The 12,048-nt window shown below is 73.1% G+C and carries 11 protein-coding genes; 8 read left to right on the top strand and 3 right to left on the bottom strand.

What is annotated here, in order from left to right; all coding sequences use genetic code 11:
* Positions 1-13: 13 nt before the first annotated feature.
* On the bottom strand, positions 14-694 hold the full coding sequence (locus ACFCXS_RS14720; protein WP_376643610.1) for a MerR family transcriptional regulator: 681 nt from the start codon (positions 692-694) through the stop codon (positions 14-16).
* Positions 695-824: 130 nt separating this feature from the next.
* On the opposite strand from ACFCXS_RS14720, the gene ACFCXS_RS14725 reads away from it, so the two are divergent.
* The 4 genes from ACFCXS_RS14725 (at position 825) to ACFCXS_RS14740 (ending at position 4,540) form a co-directional block, all read left to right on the top strand.
* A complete protein-coding gene (locus tag ACFCXS_RS14725) occupies positions 825-2,339 on the top strand; it encodes a flavin-containing monooxygenase (protein WP_376643611.1) in 1,515 nt (504 codons plus the stop codon).
* A complete protein-coding gene (locus ACFCXS_RS14730) occupies positions 2,336-3,361 on the top strand; it encodes an alpha/beta fold hydrolase (RefSeq protein ID WP_376643612.1) in 1,026 nt (341 codons plus the stop codon). Before ACFCXS_RS14725 ends, ACFCXS_RS14730 begins: the two co-directional genes overlap by 4 nt.
* Positions 3,358-4,242: an SDR family oxidoreductase gene (locus tag ACFCXS_RS14735; RefSeq protein ID WP_376643613.1), complete on the top strand. Its 885-nt coding sequence runs from the start codon at positions 3,358-3,360 to the stop codon at positions 4,240-4,242. Before ACFCXS_RS14730 ends, ACFCXS_RS14735 begins: the two co-directional genes overlap by 4 nt.
* Positions 4,243-4,318: 76 nt before the next feature.
* A complete protein-coding gene (locus ACFCXS_RS14740) occupies positions 4,319-4,540 on the top strand; it encodes a hypothetical protein (protein WP_352097187.1) in 222 nt (73 codons plus the stop codon).
* A gap of 75 nt (positions 4,541-4,615) precedes the next feature.
* Here the strand turns inward: ACFCXS_RS14740 and ACFCXS_RS14745 are convergent, their stop codons facing one another.
* Positions 4,616-8,149, bottom strand: a complete 3,534-nt coding sequence (locus tag ACFCXS_RS14745) for a S41 family peptidase (RefSeq protein WP_376643614.1) — start codon at positions 8,147-8,149, stop codon at positions 4,616-4,618.
* Between the two features lie 154 nt (positions 8,150-8,303).
* Here ACFCXS_RS14745 and ACFCXS_RS14750 point away from each other — a divergent pair, with 154 nt between their 5' ends.
* The 4 genes from ACFCXS_RS14750 (at position 8,304) to ACFCXS_RS14765 (ending at position 10,734) form a co-directional block, all read left to right on the top strand.
* Positions 8,304-8,906 carry a TetR/AcrR family transcriptional regulator gene (locus ACFCXS_RS14750; RefSeq protein WP_376643615.1) on the top strand — a complete coding sequence of 201 codons (603 nt, stop codon included), beginning with the start codon at positions 8,304-8,306 and terminating at the stop codon, positions 8,904-8,906.
* A gap of 83 nt (positions 8,907-8,989) precedes the next feature.
* Positions 8,990-9,544 carry a YbaK/EbsC family protein gene (locus ACFCXS_RS14755; RefSeq protein WP_376643616.1) on the top strand — a complete coding sequence of 185 codons (555 nt, stop codon included), beginning with the start codon at positions 8,990-8,992 and terminating at the stop codon, positions 9,542-9,544.
* Positions 9,541-10,386, top strand: coding sequence for an EamA family transporter (locus ACFCXS_RS14760; RefSeq protein WP_376643617.1), 846 nt, complete (start codon positions 9,541-9,543; stop codon positions 10,384-10,386). Before ACFCXS_RS14755 ends, ACFCXS_RS14760 begins: the two co-directional genes overlap by 4 nt.
* A 72-nt stretch (positions 10,387-10,458) precedes the next feature.
* Positions 10,459-10,734, top strand: a complete 276-nt coding sequence (locus ACFCXS_RS14765) for a DUF1876 domain-containing protein (RefSeq protein WP_376643618.1) — start codon at positions 10,459-10,461, stop codon at positions 10,732-10,734.
* 104 nt (positions 10,735-10,838) lie between these two features.
* On the opposite strand, the gene ACFCXS_RS14770 is transcribed toward ACFCXS_RS14765, so the two are convergent.
* Positions 10,839-12,014: a serine hydrolase domain-containing protein gene (locus tag ACFCXS_RS14770; protein ID WP_376643619.1), complete on the bottom strand. Its 1,176-nt coding sequence runs from the start codon at positions 12,012-12,014 to the stop codon at positions 10,839-10,841.
* Positions 12,015-12,048: the final 34 nt, after the last annotated feature.

Raw genomic sequence — 12,048 nt, forward strand, 5'->3', positions numbered from 1 at the left:
AGCTCGGGCCGCATCAGTCTGAAGGTGACCCGATGGAGTGAATGTCGGTCTGAGCCTGGTTGCGCATCCTCCGGTCCAACGCCAGTGACAGTTCCGCCTCCACCACGCTGCGGGCCAGGGGGCGCAGGCGGGGGAGGTCCTGGGCGGAGGTGTGGCGCAGGACCAGGTCGGTGAAGAGGTCGGCGAGGGCGTCGGCGTGGGTGCGGACCTGCTGGGCGGCGCGGAGGACCTCCGCGAGGGGGATGCCCTCGTGGACCAGGGCCGATGAGACGTCCAGCAGGCGGCGGCTGATGTGGACGATCTCCTCGCCGTCGGTGCCGAGGTAGCCGAGTTCCATCGCGGCGGCGAGGTTCTCCGGTGTGGCCTCGCCCGCGTAGCGGTCGGCGAGTTCCTCGGGGGTGAGGTGGACGGGTTCCTCCTCGGTGGGGCCGCCGACGCCGAGCAGGTCGCCGACGTCCCGGCCGTGGTCGAAGGCCTCCGCCAGTTCCGCGATGCCGTTGAGGGTGTGGCCGCGCTCCAGCAGGGCCGTGATCGTGCGCAGCCGGGCCAGGTGATGGTCGTCGTACCAGGCGATGCGGCCCTCGCGGCGGGGTGGCGGGATCAGTTTGCGTTCGCGGTAGAAGCGCAGGGTGCGCACCGTGATCCCGGCGAGCCGGGCCAGCTCTTCCATGCGGTATTCACGCTTCTCGGCCACCTGGGCACCTTAAGGCGTACTGCGGGTAACTTCCGTGTCCCGCCCCCTACCCATCAGTACGCCGATGCCCTACGCTCCCATTGCGCCAGTGTTCACTGGCACGGTTCTCGTGGTGCGTGGAGGTGTCGGCATGGGCGAGCGCGAGCATGTGCGGGTCGCGGTGGTCGGGTCCGGGTTCGGCGGGCTGGGGGCCGCCGTGCGGCTGCGCCGCGAGGGTGTCACCGACTTCGTCGTCCTGGAGCGGGCGAGCAGTGTCGGCGGCACCTGGCGGGACAACAGCTACCCGGGATGCCGGTGTGACGTGCCCTCGCACCTCTACTCGTTCTCCTTCGCGCCCAACCCCGACTGGCCGCGCACCTTCTCGGGGCAGGAGCACATCCGCGCCTACCTGGAGCACGTGACGGACGTGTTCCGGCTGCGGCCGCACATCCGCTTCGACTCGGAGGTGAAGCGGATGAGCTGGAACGCCGAGCGGCTGTGCTGGGACATCGAGACCAGCAGCGGCAACCTGTCGGCGGACCTGGTCGTCTCGGCGACGGGGCCGCTGTCCGACCCGAAGGTGCCGGACATCCCCGGGCTGGAGTCCTTCCCGGGCAAGGTGTTCCACTCGGCCCGCTGGGACCACGACTACGACCTGCGCGGCAAGCGCGTCGCGATGGTGGGGACCGGCGCCTCGGCCGCCCAGATCGTGCCGTCGATCCAGCCCGACGTCTCGCGGCTCACCCTGTTCCAGCGCACGGCGCCCTGGGTGATGCCCCGCATGGACCGGGCGATCGGTGACACCGAGCGGTGGGTGCACCGGCGGCTGCCCTTCACCTCGCAGGTGCGGCGCGGACTGCTGTGGGGCATCCGCGAGTTGCAGGTCCAGGCGTTCACCAAGCATCCGGGGCAGCTCGGCCTCGTCGAGGACATGGCCCGGCGCAACATGGCCCGGTCCATCAAGGATCCCGCCCTGCGGGCGAAGCTCACCCCGGACTACCGCATCGGCTGCAAGCGGATCCTGTTGTCCAGCGACTACTACCCGGCACTCGCGCAGCCGAATGTGGACGTGGTCGCGAGCGGGCTGGCCGAGGTCTGCGGCTCGACCCTCGTCGCCGCCGACGGCAGTGAGGCCGAGGTGGACGCGATCGTCTTCGGTACCGGCTTCCACGTCACCGACATGCCCATCGCGGAACGGGTGGTGGGCGCCGACGGGCGGACCCTCGCCGAGACGTGGAAGGGCGGCATGGAGGCCCTGCGCGGCGCCTCCGCGGCCGGCTTCCCCAACTGGATGACGGTCATCGGGCCCAACACCGGCCTCGGGAACTCCTCGATGATCCTCATGATCGAGTCCCAGCTGAACTACCTCGCCGACTACGTCCGCCAACTCGACGTTCTCGGCGGGCGGGTCGCCCTCGACGCCCGCCCGGACGCCGTGCGCACGTGGAACGACCGGGTGCAGGAGCGCATGAAGCGCACCGTGTGGAACACCGGAGGCTGCACCAGCTGGTACCTCGACGCCAGCGGCCGCAACACCACCATCTGGCCCGGCACCACCGGGGAGTTCCGGCGGGCGACGCGGCGGGTGGACCTCGCCGAGTACGACGTCCTGCGGGCGTCCGTGCCGGAGAAGCCCGCCGTGGCGAAGGCCGGGGCGGACGCGTGAGCCGTCTCCCGCACGTCGACTCCGGCCCCTACGCCCCGCCCGCCCCGGCGCGCGAGCTGACCGCCGTCTCCGCCGACGGGGCCCGGCTGCACGTCGAGATCCACGGGTCCGAGGACGCCCCCGCCGTCGTCCTGGCCCACGGCTGGACCTGCTCCACCGCCTTCTGGGCGGCGCAGCTGCGTGACCTGGCCGCGGACCACCGGGTCGTCGCCTACGACCAGCGCGGCCACGGCCGCAGCCCCGCGAGCCCCGCGTGCAGCTCCGACGCGCTCGCCGACGACCTGGAGGCGGTACTCCAGGCGGCCCTCGCGCCCGGCGAACAGGCGGTGATCGCGGGACACTCCATGGGCGGGATGACCGTGATGGCGGCCTCGGGAAGGGCCGCCTTCCGGGCGCACGCGGCCGCCGTCCTGCTGTGCAGCACGGGCAGTTCGCAGCTGGTCGCGGCCTCCACCGTCGTCCCCCTGCGGCCCGGGCGGGTGCGGACCTGGCTGACCCGGCGGATCCTCGGCTCCCGCGCCCCGCTGGGGCCGGTCACGCCTCTGGCCCGCCGGATTCTCAAGTACGGGACGATGGGGCCGGGTTCGGCCCCGCACATGATCGAGGCGTGTGCCCGGATCGTGCACGCCTGCCCCCGCAAGGTCCGCCACTCCTGGTCGCAGGTGCTGGACCTGCTCGACCTCGATCACGGCGTGCGCGAGCTGGACGTGCCCACGGCCGTGCTCGTCGGTACGGCGGACCGGCTGACGCCGCCGGTGCAGGCCCGGGCCCTGGCCGCCGCCCTGCCGCACTGCACCGGGCTCGTCGAACTGCCCGGCATCGGCCACATGACGCCCGTGGAGGCGCCCGACCTGGTCAGCGGCACCGTCCGGGAGCTCGTCCGCGCACACGTCGAGGTCCGCCCGCATGTCGAGGGCCGCGCACACGTCGAGGGCCGCGCACCCGTCGAGGACCGCGCACCCGTCGAGGCCCACGCCGAAGTGCACGCACACATCCAGGCCGTAACCGAGGAGAGCGCATGAGCAGGGTCAGCCTTGAGGGCAAGGTCGCCGTGGTGACCGGAGCGGCGCGCGGCGTCGGGGAGTTGCTGGCCCGCAAACTGTCGGCGCGTGGCGTGAAGGTGGCGCTGGTCGGCCTGGAGCCGGACGCGCTCAAGGAGGTCTCCGGCCGGCTGCACAGCGACAGCGACCACTGGTACGCCGACGTCACCGACCACGAGGCGATGGCCCGCGTGGCGGGCGAGGTCGAGGAGCGCTTCGGCCGGGTCGACATCGTCGTCGCCAACGCCGGTGTCGCCACCGGTGGTCCCTTCGCGGACTCCGACCCGGAGTCCTGGCGGCGGGTGATCGAGGTGAACCTGATCGGTTCGGCGGTGACCGCCCGGGCCTTCCTGCCGCTGCTGACGCGCAGCCGGGGCTATCTGCTGCAGATAGCCTCCCTCGCCGCGATCACCCCGGCGCCGATGATGACCGCGTACTGCGCGTCCAAGTCGGGCGTGGAGGCGTACGCGCACAGCCTGCGGGCCGAGGTCGGGCACCGGGGCGTGAAGGTGGGCGTCGGCTATCTGTCGTGGACCGACACCGACATGGTGCGCGGGGCCGACCAGGACGACGTCATGCGGGAGTTGAGGCAGCGGCTGCCCTGGCCGTCCAACAAGACGTACCCGCTGGGGCCGGCCGTGGACCGGCTCGTTGAGGGGATCGAGCGCAGGTCGGGCCATGTGTACGGGCAGTGGTGGCTGCGGGGGATGCAGGGCGTGCGCGGCTACCTGCCGGCGGTCATCGGAACAGTGGGCCAGCGCGAGATGCGGCGGTTCGCGGACCGGCTCACGGGCATGCGCACGGGCCTCGTCGGGGCCGGGGGAGCGGCCGACGAACAGCAGCGGACTACGCTCCGTAAGTGATCGACATGCGCAGGGTCACGGCCCGTGTGAATCTGATCGAGCCAGATCCCCTCACCCCCAACGGGAGTGAACCCACATGGGTATGAAGGACCAGTTCCAGGAGAAGTCCGAGCAGTGGCAGAACCAGGCTCGCCAGAAGGCGGACCAGGCTCGCGAGCAGATGCAGGGCCGCGGCCGCCGGCGCGACGAGGACATGGACCCCTCGCAGCCGCAGCGCGACCGTGAGCGCTCGGAGCCGCAGCGCGACCGCGAGCGTGAGCGTGACGAGGACCGCTTCGACCAGGACTTCGACGCCTGACGTTGCGTGCCGAGAGGACTGGGGCGTCCCCGTGCGGGGCGCCCCTTTCCCCTGTCCGGTCCGGGTCCGGGGCGTTCACGTCCTGGGCGGCAGTTTCGGGCGGGAGCGGTCCGGTACGTCGCTGTAGGTCGGCGGTGTCGCCGGGGGGTCGGTCTCCAGCAGCCCGAGTGCCAGTTCCACCGCGTCGGCCAGCTGGGCGTGGCGTCCCTCGGCCCAGTCCAGCGGGGTGCGCAGGATGTCGATGTCGGGGGCGACGCCCTTGTTCTCGATCGACCAGCCGTACGCGTCGAACCAGGCGGCGTTCATCGGTACGGTGATCACCGTGCCGTCGCCCAGCTCGTGACGGCCGGTCATGCCGACGACGCCGCCCCAGGTGCGTTGTCCCACGACCGGGCCGAGCTTCAGCAGTTTGAACGCGGCGGTGATCATGTCGCCGTCGGAGGAGGTCGCCTCGTCCGCCAGGGCGACCACCGGGCCCCGGGGCGCGTTCGAGGTGTACGAGACCGGCTGGGCGTCGCGGGTCAGGTCCCAGCCCAGAATCGTCCGGCTCAGCGTCTCGATGACGAGTTCGCTGATGTGGCCGCCCGCGTTGCCGCGCACGTCCACGATCAGTGCGGGGCGGGACACCTCCATGCGCAGGTCGCGGTTGAACTGAGCCCAGCCCGAGCCGCCCATGTCCGGGATGTGCAGATAGCCGCAGCGTCCACCGCTCAACTCGCGCACCACCGCCCGGCGTTTGGCCACCCAGTCCTGGTAGCGCAACGGGCGCTCGTCGACCAGCGGGACGACGGCGACCCGCCGGGGCGCGCTCCCGGCCTGCGCCGGGCCCGCCGCCGGATCATCGACGGAAACCGCCGCCAGGCCCGCCGCCGGGTCATCGGCCGAAACCGCCGCCAGGCCATCGGCCGAGCCCGCCGTCGAAGCCGCCGTCGAGTCCCCGGCCGAGTCCGCCGCCAGGCCCGCCGCCGGGCCATCGGCGGAAAGTGCGGCCGGGTCCGCCGCCGGGTCATCGGCGGAAACCGCCGCCAGGCCCGCCGCCGGGCCATCGGCCGAGTCCGCCGTCGAAGCCGCCGTCGAGTCCCCGGCCGAGTCCGCCGCCGTGACACCAGCCGGGTGCACCGCCGGTTCGAAGGTCAGCTCCACCGTCGTGCCGCCCGCGCCGGCCAGCAGCGGATACGGGCCCGTGTCCGGGTCCACCGGGCGGCCGTCCACGTGGGTGAGGACCGCGCCTTCCCGGATGCCCGTGCCGGCCAGCGGGGAGCGGGCCTTGGAGTCGGAGGAGTCGCCGAGCAGGATCCGCTTCACCGTCCAGCCGCCGTCCCTGCGGACGAAGTTGGCCCCGAGCAGGCCCTGCCTGCGCTGGTAGTGGGGCGGGCCCTCGTTGCGCCGGGCGGCGGTGACATAGGCGTGGGACGTGCCCAGTTCGCCGAGGGCCTCGCGCAGCAGGTCGGCGAACTCGTCGGGCGACGCGACCCGTTCGACCAGCGGGCGGTACTGGTCCAGCACCCCGTCCCAGTCGATGCCGCACATGCCCGGTTCCCAGAAGTAGGCCCGGATCAGCCGGCCGGCCTCCTCGTAGGACTGTCGCCACTCCGCCGCCGGGTCGACCGTGTGCAGGATGCGGCGGGCGTCGATCCACACGGTGGAGTCGCTGTCGCCCTGCTCGGTGGCCGGGACCGCGCGCAGTTCGCCCTCGTCGACGATCACCAGCCGGCTGCCGTCGCCGCTGACCGCGAACCAGTCGAGGTGCTGGGCGAGTTCGGACCTCCTGGCCTTGGTGATGCCGAAGTGCTCCAGGGTCGGCCGGCCGCTGGTGTCGTCGGGGTTGGCGAACGTCTCACCGAGGGCGCCGGAGATCGGCCAGCGCAGCCACACCAGCCCGCCGCCCGCGACCGGACGCAGCGCCGAGTACTTGGAGGCGGCCACCGGGAACGGCGTGACGCGGCTCTCCAGCCCCTCGGCCTCGACGGTCACGGCGGCCCCGTGGTCCCCGTCGCCGTCGTCCTCGACCGGGTCCAGGCCACCGGCCGCCGGGCGGCCCTCGGGGTTCACGGCGAACGGTGAGGGCGTCGCGGAGGACAGCGGCACCAGGTACGGGCGGCAGCCCAGCGGGAAGGACAGGTCGCCGGTGTGCACGTCGTAGACGGGGTCGAAGCCGCGCCAGGACAGGAAGGCGAGGTACCGGCCGTCGCTGGTGAAGACCGGGTTCTCGTCCTCGAAGCGGCCGCCCGTGACGTCGACGACGAGCCGGTCGGCGAGCCGGGCCATCTTGATCTGCCGCAGGCTCCGCCCGATGCCCGGGTGCGACCAGGTGAGCCACGTCCCGTCGGGGGAGAACGCGAGGTCGCGCACGGGTCCGTTGACGGACCGGATCAGCTCGGTGACCTCGCCGCCGGAGTCCTCCGTGACGTCCACGAGGAGGAGCCGGCCGTCGTGCGAGGCGACCGCCAGCCGCTCGCCCTCCGGGTCCGAGACCAGCTCGTGCACGCGGCCCAGGCGGCCCGGGGCCGGCCGCCGGGGCGCCCGGGCGCCGCTGGCCCGGGGCAGGGAGGCGATCTCGATCGCGTCCTCGCCCTCGGCGTCCGTCACGTACGCCACCCGCCCGCTGCCGCCGAGCATCTCCGGCAGCCGTACCCGGACGCCGGGGGTGTCGGTGAGGGTGCGGGCCGGGCCGTCCCGGTGGGTCAGCCAGTACAGGCTGCCGCGCACGACGACGGCACTGGCCCGTCCGGTCTCGTCGACGGAGAGCCCGTCGAGGTGCCGGGACGCCGCCACCTGGTAGGGGCGCCGCCCGGCCCGCGGCCCGATCGGCCGTACGTCCAGCCGGTGCGGCTCGGAGTCCGGGGACAGGTCGTCGACCAGCCACAGGTCGCCCCCGCACTGGTACACCACCCGGGTGCCGTCACTGGCGGCGTGCCGGGCGTAGAAAGCGTCGTGGTCGGTGTGCCGGCGCAGTCCGGAGCCGTCGTAGGCGCAGGAGTAGAGGTTGGCGACGCCCTCGTGGTCGGAGAGGAAGGCGATGCGGCCGCCGACGAACATGGGGGAGTGCAGGTGGCCTCCGATGCCTTCGAGGAGCCGTTCGCCGTGCAGCCAGAGCCGGCCCGTCGCCCCGCCGCGGTAGCGCTTCCAGGAGGCGGGTTCGTGCGGCGGGGTGCCGGTGAGGAGGAGGGACTTGCGCTCCCCGTCCACGTCGGCGACCTGGATGTCGGCCACCGGTCCCCAGGGCAGTTTGCGGCCCGGGTCGCCGCCCGGGGTGATCTTGTAGGCCCACGTGAAGTAGGAGAAGGGCTCGCCGTGCGAGGCCACGGCCAGGATCTCGCCCTCCGGGGTCCAGCCGCAGACCCGGGTGTCGGCGCTGCCCCAGTGGCTCACCTGGCGGCCCGGCCCGCCGTCCACCGGGACGACGTGGACCTCGGGCACCAGGGTGCGCCAGCTCGTGTACGCCAGGTGGCGGCCGTCCGGCGAGAAGCGCGGGTGGCCCGCCTTGGTGCGGTCGACGGTGAGCCGCCAGGCCCGGCCGGGGGAGTCGAGCGGGGCGAGCCACAGGTCGTCCTCGGCCACGAAGCACAGCAGGTCGTCATGGAGATGCGGCAGACGCAGATAGGTCACGTCCTCATGCTTTGCCCGGGGGCATACCCGGGCAACTCAGGGCAGAAGTCCGAGAGTGACGCACTATACGTACGAAACCGTTTCGTTTCTATGAGGGGTGCGCTACATTCGTGACGTACGAAACCGTGTCGTTCGGAGCAGGAGGGCGAGAGGGATGGCCGAGGCCGCCGCCGCGCGTCGCAGCCGGATCACCCCCGAGCGTGAGGCCGAGCTCTACACGGCCGTGCTCGACCTGCTCCGCGAGGTCGGCTACGACGCCCTCACCATGGACGCCGTGGCCGCGCGCACCCGGTCCAGCAAGGCCACCCTCTACCGCCAGTGGGGCGGCAAGGCCCAGCTGGTCGTCAAGGCGCTCCGCCACAACAAGCCGGTGAAGAGCCTCGACGAGGTCGACACCGGCTCGCTGCGCGGCGACTTCCACGCCCTCCTGGCGCGTGCGGACGACGCCGAGATGGCGCAGAACGGCGCGCTGATGCGCGGCCTGGCCACGGCCATGCACGCCAACCCCGACCTCCACAGCGAGTTCCGCAGCCAGATCATCGAGCCGGAGATCGCCGACTCGCGCCGCGTGCTCCAGCGCGCCGTCGACCGGGGCGAGGTCCGCGCGGACTGCCCCGCGCTGGAGTTCGTGGTGCACATGATGCTCGGCGCCTTCGTCACCCGCGCGATCGTCGACGACCGGCCCCCGACGGCGGCCTTCGTCACCTCGTACATCGACGCCGTGGTCCTCCCCGCCCTCGGCGTGCCCGCCGAGTAGTCCTCCGCGGCCGGCGGCGAGCCGAGCCCGCGCGCTCCGAACCCACTCGCGTGCGCGCTACACGGACTACTACCGTGCTCCCCATGACGACGACAGCCGCCACTGACGCCGATGACCGCGGAGCCAACCCCCGATTCGCCGAAGCCCTGCGGGAGCTCGGGCTCGGGGACCTCGTGGGCCAGGTCCGCCGCTTCCCCGACGCCACCCGTACCGCCGCCGAGGCCGCCGCCGCGATCGGGTGCGAGCTGAGCCAGATCTGCAAGTCGCTCATTTTCGCTGCATGGGGGTCCCCCCTGCTCGAGCGGAGCCGAGAGCTTGGGGGAGGTGTTCCGGTGCTCGTGCTGATGGACGGCGCCTCCCGGGTCGACCTCGAACTCGTCCGCAAGGAGCTCGGCGCCGACAAGGTCACCCGGGCCAAGGTGGACGTCGTGCGGGAGACCACCGGGTACGCCATCGGCGGCGTGCCGCCCTTCGGGCACCGGACCAGGACCCGGGTGCTCGCCGACCGGTCCCTGCTGGAGCACGACGTCGTCTGGGCCGCGGCCGGGACGCCGTACGCCGTGTTCCCCATCGCCCCGAAGGACCTCGTGACGTACGCCGACGGCACCCTGGTGGACGTGCGCGAGCCCACCTCGTGACCCCTCTGGTCACCGCGGCCGTCCTGCTCGCCGCGGTCACCCACGCCAGCTGGAACGCCATCGCCCACAAGATCACCGACAAGCTCGTCGGCTTCGCGCTGATCTCGGGCGGCGGGGCGGTCATCGGGCTGGCCCTGGCACCCTTCGTGGCGTTCCCGGCGGCCGGGGCCTGGCCGTACCTGCTCGGTTCCGCCGCCGTCCACATCGGCTACTACGCCCTGCTGATGACGTCCTTCCGGCTGGGGGACTTCGGGCAGGCCTATCCCATCGCCCGGGGCACCGCGCCCCTCGTCGTGACCCTGCTCGCCGCCCTCTTCGCACACGAGGTGCCCGACGGCTGGGCCGCCGCCGGGATCGCCCTGTCCTGCGCGGGGCTGACCGGCGTCGCCCTGTGGGGGCTGCGCGGGCGGCGGCCCGACTGGGCGGCGATCGGGGCGGCCCTGGCGACCGGGCTGACCATAGCGGTCTACACCGTCGTCGACGGGCTGGGCGTGCGGGCCTCCGGGTCATCCCTCGGGTACATCGCCTGGCTGATGGCGGTCCAGGGGGCGGTCATCCCGGCGTACGCGGTGTGGCGCTGGCGCGGCGAGACCGTCGCCCTGCTGCGGCCCTTCGCCGGGGCCGGGCTGATCGGCGCCGCACTGTCCGTCGCCGCCTACGCGCTCGTCCTGTGGGCCCAGACCAGGGCCGAACTCGCCCCCATCGCGGCCCTGCGCGAGTCGTCGATCATCGTGGGCGCGGCGATCGGGGCCGTGTTCTTCAAGGAGCGGTTCGGGGCGCCGAGGATCGCGGCCGCCGGGCTGCTGGTCGTCGGGATCGGGCTGATGCTGCACTCCGGGTAGGGGCCTGCCAGGCGGGTGCGTCCGGCCGGTGCGAGGAGCACCCTGGAACTAAGCGTTCCGGAGGTGATCGTCATGATGCACACCACCGTGGGGTGGCACGTCGAGATGGAGTTCACGGAGGACGACCAGCACACGCGCGCGGCCGCGATGGTCCGCCTGCCCGACGGCAGCGAGGTACGGGCGCACGGGCACGCGAGCCGGCACCGGACCGACTCCAACCAGCCGAGAGTCGGGGAGGAGATCGCCGGGGCCCGGGCCCTCAACGAACTCGCCATGCGATTGCTCACCAAGGCCCACGAGGAGATCGACCAGGCGTCCGGACGGACCTCCCACCCCATCCACGTCTAGGGTCCGTTCGAAAGCGGCGTCGTCGCCCGGACGGCCAGGCGCGTCGCGTGAACAAAGCCGGCAGGCGCCACTTTCGCACCAGACCCCGGCGGACCGCAGAGCGGCTAGAGGTCCAGAACGCTCCGCACCGCCCGCACCAGCCCCTGCGCCCGCGGGTCCGCCGTCACCGTCTTGCGGAAGCCGTTGGTGACGTAGCCGAAGGCGATCCCGGTCTCCGGGTCGGCGAACCCGAGGGCGCCGCCGCGGCCGGGGTGGCCGAAGGATCCGGGGGTGAGGAATGGCGAGGCGCTGCCGTGCAGCATGTAGCCGAGGCCGAAGCGGGTGCCGACCACCAGGACCCGGTCGGGGCCCGCCGACTCCTCGGCCCTGGCCAGTTCCACCGTCTCCGGGGTGAACAGGCGGGTGAAACGGCGCCCTGCGCCGGAGGTGTCGCCGATCAGCGTCGCGTAGAAGCGGGCCAGCCCGTCCGCCGTCGCCATGGCGTTCGTCGCGGGGAGGGCGGTCGCGCGGTAGGCGGGGTCGTTCTGGTCCGGGAACGGGGAGATCGCGGCGAACGCCCGGCGCGTGAGGGAGGCCGGGTCCTCGTAGGCCTCGGTCACCGAGCGCTTGGGGCGGGCCCGCAGACCACCGGTCGGCTCGGCTCCCTCGACGCGACCGACCCGCCCGACCCGGCCGGCCTCCGCCTCCGGCAGACCGAGCCAGAGGTCCAGCCCCAGCGGGCCGGTGATCTGTGACGCCAGCCACTGCCCCGTGCCCTGCCCGGTCACACGCCGCACCAGTTCGTCGACCAGCCAGCCGTAGGTGAGCGCGTGGTAGCCGTGGCCGGTGCCGGGCTCCCAGGCCGGGGCCTGTCCGGCGAGCGCCTCCGGGCCCCGCAGCGGGTCGAGCGCCTCCTGCGGGGTGAGCGGCCGGTCCAGGACCGGCAGCCCGGCGCGGTGGTTCAGCACGTGCCGGACCAGCACCCGCTCCTTGCCCCGCGCCTTGAACTCCGGCCAGTAGTGGCCCACCGGCGCGTCCAGGTCCAGCTGCCCGCGCTGGTGCAGCAGCAGGAGTACGGCGGCGGCGACACCCTTGGTCGCCGAGCGCACGACCTGGGCCGTGCCGCGCTCCCAGGGTGCGGTGCCGTCGACGTCCTTCGTGCCGCCCCACAGGTCGACGACCTTGTGCCCGTCCCGGTAGACGGCGACCGCGGCGCCCCGGTCCCCGAGCGTGCCGAAGTTCCGTACGAACGCGTCCCTGACCGGCTCGAAGCCCTCGGCGACTGTGCCGTTCACGTCCACGTCGGTACTCCTCCTGGTGCGGGGCTGCTCCCCC

The organism is Streptomyces sp. NPDC056373, assembly GCF_042262425.1.
Taxonomy (GTDB): domain Bacteria; phylum Actinomycetota; class Actinomycetes; order Streptomycetales; family Streptomycetaceae; genus Streptomyces.